Genomic DNA, 15911 nt, shown 5'->3' on the forward strand with positions numbered 1-15911 from the left:
GTGCATCATGGGAGACGCAGCCCACACGACGAGGAGATGTACATGGCCGTCAAGATCGGTGTTCAGCTTCAGCCCCAGCACGCTCCCGACTATCAGTTGATCCGCGACGCGGTGTTGCGATCGGAGGATGCGGGCGTCGACATCGTCTTCAACTGGGATCACTTCTATCCGCTGTACGGCGACCTCGACGGCGCGCACTTCGAGTGCTGGACGATGCTCGGTGCCTGGGCCGAGCAGACGTCGAACGTCGAGATCGGCGCGCTCGTCACCGGCGGCGGCTACCGCAATCCGGACCTGTTGGCCGACATGGCGCGCACCGTCGACCACATCAGCGGCGGCCGGCTGATTCTCGGCATCGGCGCTGGGTGGAACGAGAAGGACTACGACAACTTCGGCTACGAATTCGGCACGGCCGGTTCGCGTCTGGCCTTGCTGAAGGAGAGCCTGGCCAGAATCCGACACCGACTCGACGTCGGAAACCCGGCTCCCACCCGCGACATCCCGATTCTCATCGGCGGTGGCGGTGAGAAGAAGACCCTGAAGATGGTCGCCGAGTACGCGCACATCTGGCACAGCTTCGCCGACCTCGAGGCGTTGAAGCGCAAGTCCGAGATCCTCGCCGAGCATGGCACCACCGTCGGACGCGACGTCTCGGGCATCACTCGATCGGTCTCGTGGCCGGGCGCGGACACCGCCCAGGACTTCGTCGATGCCGGAGCCACCCTGTTCACCGTGGGTACCGGAGGCCCCGAATACGACCTCACGGAACTGGGCGAAGCCATCGCGTGGCGGGACGCGCACCGGTAGTCACACGTCACGGCAGTTCGTTGAGCGAAACCCTTGCGCGTCGGCCGTTTGGGTGAGTGGGCCCTGGTCCGCTTAGGGTTTTGTCCATGGTTGCCGTACGCGCTTCACGCGCGCTCGTGGTTCTCGTTCTCGGACTGTTGATGGCCCTCACGCTCGCCGCGTGTGGAACCTCGAACTCCGATGATCAGGCGGCCGCAGGTCCCACCGACCTGTGCGCCCCTCCCGGAGTCGACAGTGCGTCGTCCACGCCGACGAACTTCGACGCTGCCGCAGCGGCCGCGACAGAGGACAGATACACGACGGACAACGTCACCCCGCTGGACCGCATCGACACGAACGCCCTGGGATTGGCGACGCCGGGAGTGTTGACCGTCGGCACTCTCTCCGACGCCCCGCCGAGCATCTGCCTCGACTCGGCCGGCCAGTACACCGGCTACGACAACGAACTGCTGAAGGCCGTCGCGGACAAGCTCGGGCTGCAGATCAACTTCTCGGGCACCGAGTTCTCGGGCCTGCTCGCCCAGGTTGCGGGCCGCCGCTTCGACGTCGGGTCGTCCTCGATCACGACGACGGACGAGCGACGCAACACCGTCGGATTCACCAACGGATACGACTTCGGCTACTTCTCCCTCGTCGCTCGGACCGGCGGTCCGATCAGCCGCTTCGAGGACCTGAACGCGAGCACCAGGATCGGCGTGGTGCAGGGCACCGTGCAGGACGACTACGTGGTGAACACGCTCGGCCTCGATCCGGTGAAGTTCCCGGACTACAACACCGCCTACGCGAACCTGCGGACCGGTCAGATCGACGCCTGGGTGGCCCCGTCGCAGCAGGCCGAGGGCTTGGTCAAGCCCGAGGACGGCACCGCGATCACACAGAACACGTTCTCGCTGAACAACTTCGTCGGCTGGGCCGTCGCCCGTGACAATCAACCACTGATCGATGCGCTGAACTCCGGGCTCGACGCGGTGATCGCCGACGGCACCTGGGCCACGCTCTACTCCGACTGGGTTCCTCGCGAGCTGCCCGACGGCTTCAAGCCCGGCAGCAAGGCAGCACCGGAGCCGGAGCTACCCGACTTCGCCGCCATCGCCGCGCAGAACGACGCGAACGCTCCCGAAGCGGTTGCGGTCCAGCCGAAGTCGACGCTGGCGCAGTTGGGCGACACGTTCTTCGACTGGTCGCTGTACAAGTCCGCCATCCCCGACCTGTTCAAGGTGGGCCTGCCCAACACGCTGATTCTGGCGTTGGCGTCGGGCATCATCGGTACGGTCCTGGGCATGTTGCTGGCTCTGGCCGGCCTCTCCCGCACGCGCTGGTTGCGCTGGCCCGCCCGCGTCTACACCGACATCTTCCGCGGACTGCCCGCCGTGGTCATCATTCTGATCATCGGACTGGGCATCGGACCGGTGGTGCAAGGTGTGACCGGCGGCAATCCGTACTGGCTCGGCGCTGCCGCCCTCTCGCTGCTCGCCGCCGCGTACATCGGCGAGATCTTCCGATCCGGCATCCAGAGCGTCGAAGCCGGGCAGATGGAAGCAGCCCGGGCACTCGGATTCAGCCGTCGTCGTTCGATGAACCTGGTGGTCGTCCCGCAGGGTGTCCGACGCGTCCTGCCGGCGCTGATGAACCAGTTCATCTCGCTGATCAAGGACTCGTCGCTGATCTACTTCCTCGGACTGCTCGCCACCCAACGTGAGCTGTTCGCGGTCGGTCGAGATCTCAACGCACAGACCGGAAATCTGTCCCCGCTCGTCGCGGCCGGATTGTTCTACCTGGTGCTGACCGTGCCGCTCACCCATCTCGTGAACTACATCGACAAGCGACTGCGCACCGGCAAGGCCGAGCAGACGCTGGACCCGGTCGAGCAGGCCGTCGTCGTGGAAAGAGGCTGACATGACTTCTGTTTCGCTCGTAGGCAAGGACATCCACCTGTCCTTCGGCACCAACAAGGTGCTTCGAGGGGTGAGCATCGACGTCCCGGCCGGCACGACCACCACGGTCATCGGCCCGTCGGGCTCGGGCAAGTCGACGCTGCTGCGTGCTCTCAATCGACTGCACGAACCCGAACAGGGCGACATCCTGCTCGACGGCAAGTCGGTGCTGAACGACAACCCCGACCAGTTGCGTCAACGTATCGGCATGGTGTTCCAGCAGTTCAACCTGTTCCCGCACAAGAGCGTTGCCGACAACATCGCGCTCGGCCCGCAGAAGCTGCTCGGCCTGTCCAAGGAGGCTGCTCGCGCGGCCGCGATGGATCAGCTCGAGTTGGTCGGCCTGGCCAACAAGGCGGATTCGCGTCCGGGCAATCTCTCCGGCGGACAGCAGCAGCGCGTCGCCATCGCGCGAGCACTGGCCATGAAGCCGGAGGTGATGTTCTTCGACGAGGCCACCTCCGCTCTCGACCCCGAGTTGGTCAAGGGCGTGCTGGCGCTGATGGCAGACCTCGCGAAGGGCGGCATGACGATGGTGGTGGTGACCCACGAGATGGGCTTCGCGCGATCGGTGTCCAACAGGGTGCTGTTCATGGATCACGGCAGCGCCGTCGAAACCGGAACGCCGGAGCAGTTGTTCGACGATCCGCACACCGATCGACTGAAAGCGTTTCTGTCGCAGGTGCTGTAGCACGTTAGGGCAACCTCGTTGTCCGCGACTTCACCTGAACGTTCCTTTACTTTCGCTTTTGGGTGACAGCGTGCCCACTCATGAAGCCACTACCCTTGTTCGCGGTTCACGACGGAAGCTCCAAGCGATCGGCATTGACGTGCAAATACAAGTGCGGCGATGCGTGTTTCCACGAGGTTCCCAACACCTCGAAGGGTGAATACTTCGGCGACATCGTCAAGACCGCGATGTCGCGGCGCGGAGTGATCAAGGGCGGTGCCATGGCGGTGCTCGCCGTCGGCGCCGGTAGCGCTCTCGCCGCGTGCTCGACCGACGAGCCCGCCGCCACCGGAAGCGGAACCTCCAGCGCGTCGGGTGCCGACACCCCGGCGGTCGACGGCGTGGATTTCGTTGCGGTGGAACCGAACACCGAGGATGCCGTCGTGATACCCGAGGGCCACGAGCAGGCTGTCGTGATCCGCTGGGGCGATCCGGTCGTCGAGGGCGCTCCCGCGTTCGACTTCGACAACCAGACCGCTGCTGCGCAGGCGATGCAGTTCGGCTTCAACAACGACTTCGCCGGTCTGCTTCCGGTGGAGGGCACACCGAACGCGTTCCTGCTGGCGGTCAATCACGAGTACACCACCGAGCCGGCGATGTTCAAGGGCTACGACGCGGAGAAGCCGACGCGCGAGCAGTTCGACATTGCACTCGCCGCACACGGCCTGACGGTGGTTCAGGTTCAGGGCGAGGCTGATTCGGGCAAGCTGACGCCGACGATGGGCCGATACAACCGTCGCATCACCGGGACGACGGAGTTCGTCGTCACCGGCCCGGCCGCGGGCAGTGACTTCCTCAAGACCAGCGCCGACCCGACGGGTACCCGCGTGCTCGGCACGTTCAACAACTGCTCGGGCGGTCTGACGCCGTGGGGCACGGTGCTCTCCGGTGAGGAGAACTTCAACCAGTACTTCGGCAACGCGGAGTCGGTCACCGAGACCGTCGCCGCCGATCGCCTCGCCCGCTACGGCATCGAGGGCGCCGCCAGCGATCGCAAGTGGGAAACCTTCGACAAGCGCTTCGATCTCGCTCAGGAGCCCAACGAGGCCAACCGATTCGGGTACATCGTCGAGGTCAACCCGTGGGATCCGCAATCGGCTCCGATCAAGCACACCGCGCTGGGACGCTTCAAGCACGAGGCCGCCACCATCCACGTCACCGACGACGGCACCGTCGTCGCCTACAGCGGTGACGACGAGCGCTTCGACTACATGTACAAGTTCGTCTCGAGCCGCACGATGATGCCCGGCACCGGCGCGGCCGCGATGCGCAACAACCTGACGCTGCTGGACGCGGGCACGCTGTACGTCGCGAACCTCACCGGCGACACTCCCGACGAGATCGACGGCTCGGGCACCCTGCCCGCCAACGGCGAGTTCCGCGGCACCGGAACGTGGATCCCTCTGCTCGAGACCGGCGAGGACGGCCGCGGCACGTCACTCGTCGACGGCATGTCGGCCGAGGAGGTCGCGGTGTTCACCCGCCAGGCGGGCGACAAGGTGGGCGCAACCAAGATGGACCGTCCGGAGGACTTCGAGCCCAACCCGGTGACCGGCAAGGTCTACGTCGCGCTGACCAACAACACCAACCGAGGCACCGAGGGCAAGGCCGCGGCCGACGAGGCCAACCCCCGCAACGCCAACAAGAACGGCCAGGTGCTCGAGCTCGACGACGACCACGCGGGCACGTCGTTCACCTGGAACCTGCTGCTGGTGTGCGGTGACCCGAACGAGGCCGACACGTACTTCGGCGGCTTCGACAAGAGTCAGGTCAGCCCCATCTCGTGCCCCGACAACCTCGCCTTCGACTCGAAGGGCAACCTGTGGGTCTCCACCGACGGCAACGCTCTCGACTCCAACGACGGCCTGTTCGCCGTGGTGCTCGACGGCCCACGTCGTGGTGAGACTCGTCAGTTCCTGACGGTTCCCGCGGGCGGCGAGACCTGTGGTCCCATCGTCTCCGACGAGCGGGTCGTGGTGTGCGTGCAGCACCCGGGCGAAAGCGACGACGCCACCGCCGACGCACCGATCTCGCATTGGCCCGACGGCGGCGACACCCAGCCGCGGCCCTCCGTCGTCGCAGTGTGGAAGTCGGCGTAGCCGTAGCTGTTTCGCATCGATCGGAACGCGCCCGTGGTCGAAGACAGTCGACTGCGGGCGCTTCGGTTGTGTCAGGCGTCCTCGGGGGCGCTCAGTCGGCAGCCGTATCTGTCATCAGCCGTGCGACGACCCAGGCCATCGCACGGCTGACGGCATCACGCGATTCGCCGGTGTGATCGAGCATGTCGAATCCGTGTTGTCCGTCGGGTACGTCGATGATGTCTAGGTTCGTAGCGTGGGCAGCCTCGACGAAAGCGTTCACCCCCGAGACGAATTCGGGGCGATCGCGGCCCACACGTGTGAGCAGAATCGGCAGTGCTCCCGAATCCGATACGGCGAGAGTGGAATCGAATCGCGGCTCGACCCCCCATTCAGGGAGGGTCTGCAGCACCGGGTATGTCAATGCGAGACAGGTCAACCACGCCGGAGGGTGTTTCAACCAGTCGGCAGCGAGCAGCCCGCTCCCGGAAAAGAACCACAGCGCAACTCGATTGGGATCCACTCCGGGGAGTTGTCGAACCTGGTCGACTCCGATGGCGATCTCATCGGCAGCCGCAGCACACTCGGCCAGCGAGGACATGTGATGTTCGAGTACGACACCGACGACACCTGCTGCCGCAGCGATGGATCCGTATCCCACGAAAACCGGTTGATCTCGGGGTCGCCATTCGACGCCCGGCGGACGCGGACCACCGTGGACGAAGACAACAGCGGGCCGAGGAGCGTCTTCGCCGGGTGCCGTGTCGGGTGCCCGATATACGTCGAACGATTCTCGACGTTCGCGTAGTACGTCGGGCGTTGCGAGTACGAACGGCTGCGGTTCCATTCACTTACCTCCATCGATGGTGCGCTGGAATCGGTCGAGTGCCCAGGCGTCACGCTTCACCTCACGACCCGGGTTGTGCGGCGATTCGCCTCGCTGCCTCCACGACAAAGCGTCGACGTGCCGCCCGTGCCTGCTGGTCGTTGGGTCCAGCACCGGTGATCATTTCGGCGAGCTGCGGGACGGTCTGCCACCAGGCGGCCAGCGCGATCAGCGTGAACACCAAGTGCGCAGGATCGATCTCCGAATCGATGAGGCCGTGTCGCTGGGCGTCGGCGAAACGCGCCACCTTCTCTCGGTAGTGCGTCGTGCGCACCTCCGCGTGAGCCGGCGGGCCAGGCTGGAGACCCTCCCACTGCAGCAGGCGGCCCAGTTCGGGATGAGATGCGTGATAGTCGAACGTCGCTCCGGCGAATTCGCCGATGTCGTCCAAGTCGACCCCTGTGAGTTCGACGCCGGTCGCAAGGCGCTCCAACTCGGTTGCCAGGACGAGGTCCCAGAGAGCCTTCTTGTCGCCGAAGTAGCTGTAGAGCCTCTCCTTGTTGACGCCTGATCGAGTTGCGATGGATGCGACGGTCGTGCCCTCGAACCCGTGAGCTGCGAATTCCACCAGCGCGGCATCGCGGAGTCGACGCCGTGTCCCGTCCGTGTCCCAGGCCATCCGCCGAGATTACCAACTTCTGAGTTGGAATTTCCCCGCGCTCGAGAGGTAGCATTCCAACTACATCGTTGGAGTTGGAGAGTAAACATGAACGTCGTCGACAGTCTTCCCGCAGAAATCCGATCGCCCGCGCCGAACTCGGTGGCTCTGGTGACGGGAGGGAACAGTGGCATCGGTCTCGAGACGGCGCGGCAGCTACTGGCTCTCGGCGTGAACGTATGGATCGGAGCGCGGGATCTCGACAAGGGGCAACGCGCAGCCGCAGAACTGGGCTCGGGCGCGCGCGTCGTGCAGCTCGATGTCACGGACCCGTCTTCGGTCGCCGCAGCCGTGCAGCAGGTCGGCGAACTGGACATACTCGTGAACAACGCCGGGGTGAACCCAGGCAACGACGACGTCGTCGGCACCACGCTCGAGCAGTTGCGTACTGCGTACGAGACCAACGTCTTCGGTCTCATCTCCGTCACTCAGGGATTTCTCCCTGCGTTGCACAGGTCCGCGCACCCACGCATCGTCAACGTGTCCAGCGGAGCCGGATCCCTGACCTGGAACAGCAGCCCGAACCCACAGTTCGACTGGGAACGAGTGAAGGGCGGCGGCGTGGCCTACCGAAGCTCGAAGACAGCCGTCAACGCCGTCACGCTGCTGACCGCTCAGACCCTCGGCGAGAAGGTCAAGGTCAACGCCCTGGCACCCGGGCTGCGCCACACCAACCTCGTCGCGGGCATGTCGGCGGGCGGAGACCCGGCCGAGGCGGCTACGGGAGTGGTCCGTCTCGCCCTCCTCGCCGACGACGGCCCCACGGGAGCCCTGTGGTCGTGGGACGGTACGCGCGTGCCCTGGTGACGGAGTGCGCAGCCGTGCAGTTTCAGGAACGTCACCAGCGAGCGAGTACTCGCAGTGATTCCGGTGTGCCCGAGTAGTGATTGATGTCGGTTCGCCCGTCGATTCCGGGAATCGTGCCGCGGTCGGTGAACTGCCAGAACAACCAGTCGGTCCAGCCGCCAGGCAGCGGCCCCAGCTCGTCGTCGTAGTCGGCGATCCACAGCGGATAGTTGTTGAACTCGTGGGTGTCGGCCATCGCCGTCCGCCAGAAGTTCGGATAGGTGTAGATGATCGGCTGACGGCCGGTCAGCGTCTGGACCGTGTCGAGGTACCGGTGCGTCCAGTCGATCACCTCGGCTGGCGACCGGCCCTTCGCATCTTCGAGGTCGAGCACGGGCGGCAGATCGCCAGGTCCGTTGATGCCCAGCACCAGCGCCGAGTAGTACGCGCCCTGCAACTCTGGCGAGAGCGTCACATCGGCGTAGTGGTACGCCCCGCGCGCCACGTTCGCCGTACGCATGACGATGGAATCCTCGACGAAATACGGGTTGACGTAATCCAGCCCTTCGGTGGCCTTGACCATCGCGAATCCGTGGCCTGCAGCCTTGACGGCGTGCCAATCGATCGAGGTGCCGTCGATGTGTTGCCACGACGAGACGTCCGGTCCCTGCGGAACGGCGGACGCTATCCCTGGCGCAGCACAGGCGATGACACCGACCGAGAACAATCCGAACAGGGCACGCAACGTGCGGGAGAAGACCACTCGGGTGAGATTAGGGGCCCGGACCTGGGCACTCAATGGTGAACAGTCACTAATGCACTCTGTTCACAGACGTGGTTGAGTCGTCACTAATGAGACGTGGGTAACACTCACGCTGCCGACAGCGACATACCCAGAGTCGGCACGAACAAACCCAATGGAAACACGAACTACATCTCTTGGCTCGGAGGCGCACCCATGACTGTCGTGAACGATCTCTCGCATCTGGCTCTCACGGAACTCGACCCGTCCGACTACGCGGTGCCGACCATCGCGCCGATCCGAAGCACCGGACACCTCGACCCTGTGTTCTGCATCCATCCCCTGGTGGGTCTGGTCGACTGCTACGTGGGTCTGGCAGCTCACGTCGACGACGACCGCCCCATCTACGGCGTCCAGGTACCCGCGTCCGGTGAGCGCGCCGAATCCTTCGCAGCACTGGCGGCGCAGTACGCCGACGACATCGCTCGCATCCAGACCGACGGCGCCGTCCACCTTCTGGGCATGTCGTTCGGTGGAGTTCTCGCCCACGCCATCGCCGTCGAGCTGCAGAACCGGGGCATCAGCGTCGGCGCACTGACGCTGCTGGACAGCGACCCTGTGCTGGCCCGCGCCGAGGGCGCAGATCTCCTCGGAGCCATGGGCGACGAGATCGATCGCAGCCATGTCGAGGAACTGCTCGCCGTCGCGTCGCACAACGACGAACTCGTCCAGCGCCACCTGCCCGGCATCTACTTCGGCGACATCCTGGCCGTCTCGTCCCTGGGCACCGACTCCGGTTCCGCGTGGCATCCCTTCGTCTGCGGCACCGTCGCCAAGTACCTCGTGCCCGACGCCACCTCGTTCGAAGTCGTCGGCCCTCTCGTCGAGAGCTACCTCGACTGACCCTGCTCGCTACCCCAGCCAGTCCAGCACGGCCGCGGCCGTCCAGGATTGCTGCATGCTGCCGAGCGGCTTGCCCGTGAACGGCTCGTAGTACTCGGCGAAGCTGCCGTCGCTGGCCTGGCGCAACCCTTCGTCTCGCAACGACAGTGACCGCTCCGACCACCCACGACGCGCGAACGCCCACGAGAACAGCCACGTCATCACCGGCCACACCGGTCCGCGCCAGTACTCACGGGCACGGAAATCCTTCGACACCGGGGACGTGGACGGTGGAACGGCATAGCGCAGATCCGGATGTCCGCAGAACCGCGTGCCCTCGAAGATGCGGATCAAGTTTCGTTCCTGTTCGCGGGGCAGTCCGCCGCACAGCAACGGGGCGAACATCGCGATCGTCTCGGTACCGATCCACTGGCCCGTTCGCAGATCGAAGTCACGGGCCCCACCGGAGCGCGCATCCGTCGTCGCGATGACTCCCTTGCGGAACTTCTCCGCCCACGACCGCAACTCCCGAACATCGGAGTGGGGACGTGAATGGTCCTCGCCGATGGTCGCGAGCACATCGCATGCCACTGCGAAGATGGCGCTGACGAACACGTCCTCGACGGCGAAGCTCATCTTCGTCTTCAATGCATCGTCGTCGTACCCGACCTGCTTCATCTCCTCCACCAGCCAGATGTAGCGGTCGTACTCGAGATTGCTCGGCCGCTGGGAGGCGTCGGAGATCACCGCCTTGTCCTCTCGGAAATACGGATCCATCTCTCCGGGAACCACATTCGCATAGGCCGAATCCCAACGAGGCGAATTGTCCATCCCCGACTCCCAGCCGTGGAAGACCGCGATCCGTCCGTTGTCGTCGACATCGCGGGCCTGAGCAAGCCAGCGATGCCACCGCACCAGATCACCCCAGCGGCGGTCGAGGAACTCCTCGGCGACGGCACGCGTCGTACGTCCGTGGCGCTTGGAATGATCGAGGATGCGCTGCACCGCGATCGCGTGCACCGGCGGTTGGGTGATCCCCGAGGTCTGCGGGCTCATCGGTGCGTGCGACGCGAGCGTGCCGGTCGCCCACCGCGCAGGACCGGGGAAGTAGCCGTCGACACCGTTGGCGAAGACGATGTGCGGGATCATCCCGTTCTTCCACTGCGCGGAGAGCAAGGTGTCCATCTCCACCACGGCCCGCTCCACGCTCAGCGGAGCCAGCCCGACCGAGACGAACGCCGCATCCCAGCTCCACATGTGCGGATACAGTCGCGGGGCCGCGCTGGTCATGGTGCCCAGGTCGTTGCCCCTGAGCAGATATGCCGCGCGCGCCGCCAACTGCGTGGAAGTGAAACCTCGATCGCCCATGCAGACAGTTTGCGTCCGCGCGCGTGATTCCGCTCGTTTGAAATCGAGGACCGAATATGTCCTCGATTGTTTCTAGTGTGGGATTCACCAGCCCATCCAGGAGGAAACGATGACCACCGAGAACACCGACATCACCAGAATGCTCGACGAACAGCGCGCGAACTTTCTCATCACCGTGCGCGGCATCAGCGACGAGCAGGCGCGTACCCGCACGACCGCCAGCGAACTCACCCTCGGCGGACTGCTGCATCACGTGATCAGCAACGAACGGCACTGGATGAAGGTGATCGCCGAACTCGACGACACGGCCGAGTTCGACATGGAGTCCGCCGGCGGCGAATACGTCATGGCGGACGACGAGACTGTCGCAGGGCTCATCACCGAGTGGGAAGAGGTGGCGCGCTCCACCACCGATGCCTTGGCGACGTTGGATCTGAATCTGTCCGTCCCGGTCCCGACGGCACCCTGGGCACCCGAACGCATCTGGCAGAGCGCACGATTCACGGTGCTGCACATCCTGCGCGAAATCTCGCAGCATGCAGGGCACGCGGACATCATTCGCGAGGAACTCGACGGAGCGAACACCACCCGGACCTGGGCATCCGAGGCGGGGATGAGCTTCTAGATAGTCTGGCTTCATGACTCGTACTGCGCTGGTGACCGGGGCAAGCCGTGGCCTCGGGGCCCACATCGCCCGATTGCTCGCCCCGGATCACCACGTCCTGCTCGGCGGACGATCGGCCGAGTCTCTCGAGGCCGTCTCGTCGGAACTGTCGGGAGCCACCCCGTGGCCGGTGGAACTGACCGATCCCGACGCGGTGGCCGCAGCCGCGTCGGGCATCGATTCTCTCGACGTGTTGGTGCACAACGCCGGAGTCGCAGCACTGGGGACGGTCGAGGAGTCGACGGCCGATGATTGGCGTCGGCAGTACGAGGTGAACGTCATCGCCGTCGTCGAGCTGACTCGGCTGCTCCTACCGGCGCTGCGGAAGGCCAACGGCCATGTGGTGCTGATCAATTCGGGTGCCGGCATTCGCGCGAACCCGGGGTGGGGCGGCTACGCGGCGAGCAAGTTCGCGTTGCGCGCATTCGGTGATGCACTGCGACAGGAGGAGCCGACGCTTCGTGTGACCTCGGTTCATCCCGGACGTATCGACACCGAGATGCAGCGCGAGATCGTCGCACACGAGGGTGGGGAGTACGACGGCTCGAAATTCCTGCAGCCCAGCACCGTTGCCCTCGCGGTGCGCAACGCCATCGATACCCCCGCCGATGCTCACCCCACGGAGTTGGTGCTGCGCACCAGGTGAGCAGAAGTGCCCTCGGCCGTTGCGCAGGCTCCACTCCGGCCTCGTAGGAGGGGATGGAATCTCCGATCGCGTTCAGAGGTCGTCGAGCGTCACGATGCCGTCCTGCAGTGCCCGGGCGACCAGTGCAGCCTTCGTCGGAGCCGCTCTACCCACGCGGGAGTACTTGTCGCGGATTCGCGTCAGGTGCGTGTTGACGGTTCCCAGTGCGATGTGAAGACGGGCCCCGACGTCGACTTTGGAGTCGCAGTCCAGCCAAGCCTTCAGGACGGTGACCTCACGCTCGGTCAATCCGGGAGATGCGTACACCGGCACCGCCTGCGGCGGTGTCCTCTGCACTCGCACCGGAGGGTGCGTGGAACGTGTCAGGGGCTGCCTGGTGCCGAGTGGTGCCAGAGCTCGCGGCTGTGTGGGGGGTCGATGACCGATCACCACCATGTGTGCCTCCTTGCGATATCGGCCGTCACACGAACTCTCGGCCCGTGTGCATCTGATCACGGCGCGTGAATCCCCTGCAACACAAACCAATTCGACTCAGGTCTCCATCAGAGTGTTCCAACTAACCCCACGTGTAGTTGGTTGTAAACCATGCGGGCGACACACTCGGATTGCTATGGTTCGAGGTCCATTCCGGAGCTGTGCAGTCTGTAGAGGCGGTAGTCGTTGAACACCAGGCCGACCCCGCGCGAGCAGTTCCTTCGGACCGGCTACCGGCTTCTGGACGAACTCGATACCACCGATCTGGCGCGATCGCTCTCCATCGCGGCCGTCGTGGACGGTGCCGGTCTGTCCCATCAGACCTTCCACAACGCCTACCCAGGCAACTCACGCAGCGGTGGCTCCGGCGGCAAAGAGGCGTTCGTCGCGGATCTGCTGGACAACCTGACCGTGAATTACAGCGGAACCGTCTCACCCACCGACCCGCCGACGGGATGGCGCGACGCGGCTGCGCCGGTGTCGGCCCTGTTCGACGACCTGACGTCGGGATTGATGCGGCGCCGACTCATCGCCGTCCTGTTCGCAGCCGACCACGACGGAGCCCGCAAGGCAGTCACCCCGGAATTCGAACGGCTCGATGCAGACCTCCGCACAGTGGTCGGTCAGGCGATCCAAGCCCAGGGTGGGTCCGTGCGTCGGCCGTTGTCCTTGACGTCCCTGTCCACTGCCCTGGGCGCACTCCTCGACGGCTACGCGCTCCGTGAGATGCTCACGCCCGGTTCGGTTGCCACGGACGAGGTATCCGACGCAGTCACCTCGATCCTGCGGTGGGCCATCGACCCGGTGCACTCCGATCGAATTGCACCCGAACCCGACCCCGTCGATGCGCTCGAGGGTGCCGCTTCCCTTCGCCCGGATCTGGAGGCCGACGTCATTGCGGCTACGGAAACGCTCTTCCTCGACAACGGCTACTTCCTGGTCACGCTCGCCGACATCGCCGCAGCGGCGAAGATCCGGGTCGAGGATCTTCGCCGCCTGTTTCCCAGCAAGGTCGACATCATCGTCGCCGCACTGAAACCCGAGTTCGATCGCGTCCTACGATTGCGCCGCGCCGACGAACGCCTCGGAATCGAGCCCGCAGTCGCACTGCAACGAACCCTGATCTCGCTGGGGGACTTCGTGATCGACAACCGGGCGATGAGCTCGGGGATGCTCCTCGCCCTGAGCTTCGAGCAGTTCCAGCATCCGAGCACGATCACGACCGTGATCGAGAACCTCTACCTCCCCGCTGCCGTCGTCCCCATCCTCGAACGCGGACGCGAAACCGGTGTGTTCAGCGACGAGGCACCCGCACCCGAGGTGGCGATCATGCTGACCAACAACGTTCTCTTCCGATGCCTGACGCGTCCCACCGAAACGGCGTCGGACGTCGTCGCCGGTGTGCTGCGAGTACTGATGCCGGGCGTCTCGACCAGGACGCCCTGACATCACCCGGCCCGAGGGTGCGTCCAGGTCTGGAACTCGGTCTGCGAAAGTCCTACGGTTGTGTCATGGCACTGTCGAAGGCAGAACGCGAAGAATTTCTGGCCGAGTCTCACGTCGCCGCGCTGTCCGTCTCCGCGGGCCCGGATCGTGGTCCGTTGACCGTCCCCATCTGGTACGACTACACACCTGGTGGCCAGGCCTGGGTTCTCACCGGCAAGACGTCCAGGAAAGCCGAATCGATCCGGGCTGCACAGCGTTTCACGCTCATGATCGAGCAGACGAATCCGACCATCAAATACGTGTCCGTCGAGGGACCGGTTGCGCGGGAAGAGCCGAGTACGCCGGAGCTACTACGCGCCATGGCTGCGCGCTACCTACCGCCGGAGAAGGTCGACGGCTATCTCGAAATGGCCGACAGCGAGCACGAAGAGAACGTGGTGTTCTACCTGCAGCCGGAGCATTGGCTGTCGGCCGATCTGGGCGCGATCTGAGGTAGCGCGCCGGTAGCGCCTTCCCGAATCAGGTGGTCGGTGTCAGGGCGTTGCCGGGCGGGACGGTCGCACAGTTGCTGTGCGTCGGCCCACCGGCGAATCGCTCGGTCAAGAACTGCAGGCTCTGCGCCTCGAACACCGGGAACGCATCACTGTGCGTCAAGCCGTCGTACTGTGCGTACTGCACATCGACGCCCCGCCCGCAGTATGCGTACGCCAGCCCCTGCACGTCGCCGGTGATCATGATCGTGTCGCCGATCGGATCGGCGTGCCCGACAGCGAGGAACATCGGCGTTCGCGGAGTGCCCTGACTGCCCATGATGTTGTCGTCGATCGCCGCCACGACCTCGGGTACGTCCAGCAGTGAGGTGTACGGGGCCTTGACCATCGACGCGTCGGTGAGCGTCGGATAGTCGTCGGCGAACTGCGCGATGCACTCCTGATCGACCTGATCGATGACCTCGAGGCCGTAGTCGGAGATGAAACTGTTCAGGTCGAGGCCGTATGCACGTTCGTAGGCGACCACCAGTGCCGGGATGACACCCGCCCACTGCTTGTTTCCGCTGACGTACGGCAGGTTGTGAGCCAGGTCGACCGGCAGCCCGCCGGCAGCCGCACCGACGAGGTTCAGCTCGGGGGCGTACTCGGGAGCGATTTCGGCACCCCACTGCGTCGGCACGGATCCACCGGAGTACCCGACCATGCCGACGGGCGTGCTCGACGGAAGCCCCAGAAAGGACTGGGCCGCACGAACGCCGTCCAGCGCTGCGTAGCCCGACTGCCGCCCGATCGTCCACTCGAGCTCCTCACCCTCGTAATCCGGTACGACGACGGTGTAGCCGGCTGCGAGGTAGCCGGCAATGACTGCCTGTTCCGCGCCGGCAATGGGACTCGTCGACCCGCCGCTGAGCGTGTACGAGGGATTGCACTGAGAGCCGAGCGCGTCGTAGGCCATGTGGTACGAGACGATCCGCGTCGGCCCGGGAACCAAGGGCCGCAGCACAGTTGCGACCGTGACGACGCCGTCACCCTGCTGGTCGGTGGTTCGGTACAGAACCTGGCTACCCGTGATCGGCGTCGGCTGGCTGGGGGTACGGAACGTCATGGGCCTCGACCGAAGGACCGTTCCCGGGGAGACGTCCAGACCGCCGTCCCACTCGTAGAACGGATCGTCGGCGGGAATCGGTGAGCCGGGACCCGGATCTGCTTGTGCCACAGGGACACTGACGAATGATGCGGAACCGAGGAGTAGAACGACCGAGGCCATCAGCCTCATTGCAAAGCCTCTACCAGCCAGTGACATGGAACAATTAAACCCC

At 65.0% G+C, this 15911-nt stretch carries 16 protein-coding genes; 10 read left to right on the top strand and 6 right to left on the bottom strand.

Features of this window, described 5'->3' with window-relative positions:
* Positions 1–36 precede the first annotated feature (36 nt).
* The 4 genes from CH296_RS09445 (at position 37) to CH296_RS09460 (ending at position 5570) form a co-directional block, all read left to right on the top strand.
* The gene (locus CH296_RS09445) at positions 37–807 is read left to right on the top strand and encodes an LLM class F420-dependent oxidoreductase (RefSeq protein ID WP_179272808.1); all 771 of its coding nucleotides are present in this window, start codon (positions 37–39) and stop codon (positions 805–807) included.
* A gap of 86 nt (positions 808–893) precedes the next feature.
* A complete protein-coding gene (locus tag CH296_RS09450; protein ID WP_032396951.1) occupies positions 894–2702 on the top strand; it encodes an ABC transporter substrate-binding protein/permease in 1809 nt (602 codons plus the stop codon).
* Position 2703: 1 nt separating this feature from the next.
* Positions 2704–3432 carry an amino acid ABC transporter ATP-binding protein gene (locus CH296_RS09455; RefSeq protein ID WP_094656675.1) on the top strand — a complete coding sequence of 243 codons (729 nt, stop codon included), beginning with the start codon at positions 2704–2706 and terminating at the stop codon, positions 3430–3432.
* 80 nt (positions 3433–3512) lie between these two features.
* Positions 3513–5570, top strand: coding sequence for a PhoX family phosphatase (locus CH296_RS09460; protein WP_094684570.1), 2058 nt, complete (start codon positions 3513–3515; stop codon positions 5568–5570).
* Positions 5571–5661: 91 nt separating this feature from the next.
* Here CH296_RS09460 and CH296_RS09465 read toward each other — a convergent pair whose 3' ends face one another.
* Complete coding sequence (locus CH296_RS09465) at positions 5662–6396, bottom strand: alpha/beta hydrolase (protein ID WP_094646234.1); 735 nt, start codon at positions 6394–6396, stop codon at positions 5662–5664.
* Positions 6397–6457: 61 nt separating this feature from the next.
* Positions 6458–7054, bottom strand: a complete 597-nt coding sequence (locus CH296_RS09470) for a TetR family transcriptional regulator (protein ID WP_068047591.1) — start codon at positions 7052–7054, stop codon at positions 6458–6460.
* An 87-nt stretch (positions 7055–7141) separates the two neighbouring features.
* On the opposite strand from CH296_RS09470, the gene CH296_RS09475 reads away from it, so the two are divergent.
* Positions 7142–7900, top strand: coding sequence for an SDR family NAD(P)-dependent oxidoreductase (locus tag CH296_RS09475; protein WP_094682442.1), 759 nt, complete (start codon positions 7142–7144; stop codon positions 7898–7900).
* A gap of 31 nt (positions 7901–7931) precedes the next feature.
* Here CH296_RS09475 and CH296_RS09480 read toward each other — a convergent pair whose 3' ends face one another.
* Positions 7932–8642 (bottom strand): glycoside hydrolase family 25 protein, encoded by a 711-nt coding sequence (locus CH296_RS09480; RefSeq protein WP_094684571.1) that lies wholly within the window; start codon positions 8640–8642, stop codon positions 7932–7934.
* 195 nt (positions 8643–8837) lie between these two features.
* Here CH296_RS09480 and CH296_RS09485 point away from each other — a divergent pair, with 195 nt between their 5' ends.
* Entirely contained in the window at positions 8838–9524 is a 687-nt protein-coding gene (locus tag CH296_RS09485; protein WP_094684600.1) for a thioesterase domain-containing protein, read from the top strand.
* A gap of 9 nt (positions 9525–9533) precedes the next feature.
* On the opposite strand, the gene CH296_RS09490 is transcribed toward CH296_RS09485, so the two are convergent.
* Positions 9534–10871 (bottom strand): amylo-alpha-1,6-glucosidase, encoded by a 1338-nt coding sequence (locus CH296_RS09490; protein ID WP_032396956.1) that lies wholly within the window; start codon positions 10869–10871, stop codon positions 9534–9536.
* A 109-nt stretch (positions 10872–10980) separates the two neighbouring features.
* Between CH296_RS09490 and CH296_RS09495 the strand changes: the two genes are divergently transcribed.
* Complete coding sequence (locus CH296_RS09495) at positions 10981–11496, top strand: DinB family protein (RefSeq protein ID WP_032396957.1); 516 nt, start codon at positions 10981–10983, stop codon at positions 11494–11496.
* 13 nt (positions 11497–11509) lie between these two features.
* Positions 11510–12181: an SDR family oxidoreductase gene (locus tag CH296_RS09500; RefSeq protein WP_094684572.1), complete on the top strand. Its 672-nt coding sequence runs from the start codon at positions 11510–11512 to the stop codon at positions 12179–12181.
* A 72-nt stretch (positions 12182–12253) separates the two neighbouring features.
* On the opposite strand, the gene CH296_RS29505 is transcribed toward CH296_RS09500, so the two are convergent.
* The gene (locus CH296_RS29505) at positions 12254–12487 is read right to left on the bottom strand and encodes a LuxR C-terminal-related transcriptional regulator (protein ID WP_371828381.1); all 234 of its coding nucleotides are present in this window, start codon (positions 12485–12487) and stop codon (positions 12254–12256) included.
* Between the two features lie 354 nt (positions 12488–12841).
* On the opposite strand from CH296_RS29505, the gene CH296_RS09510 reads away from it, so the two are divergent.
* Entirely contained in the window at positions 12842–14101 is a 1260-nt protein-coding gene (locus CH296_RS09510) for a TetR/AcrR family transcriptional regulator (RefSeq protein ID WP_094684573.1), read from the top strand.
* Between the two features lie 65 nt (positions 14102–14166).
* Positions 14167–14592 (top strand): pyridoxamine 5'-phosphate oxidase family protein, encoded by a 426-nt coding sequence (locus CH296_RS09515; RefSeq protein ID WP_045200650.1) that lies wholly within the window; start codon positions 14167–14169, stop codon positions 14590–14592.
* Between the two features lie 28 nt (positions 14593–14620).
* On the opposite strand, the gene CH296_RS09520 is transcribed toward CH296_RS09515, so the two are convergent.
* Positions 14621–15859, bottom strand: a complete 1239-nt coding sequence (locus tag CH296_RS09520; RefSeq protein WP_179277679.1) for a lipase family protein — start codon at positions 15857–15859, stop codon at positions 14621–14623.
* Positions 15860–15911: the final 52 nt, after the last annotated feature.

The organism is Rhodococcus sp. 14-2496-1d, assembly GCF_002259365.1.
Classification (GTDB): domain Bacteria; phylum Actinomycetota; class Actinomycetes; order Mycobacteriales; family Mycobacteriaceae; genus Rhodococcoides.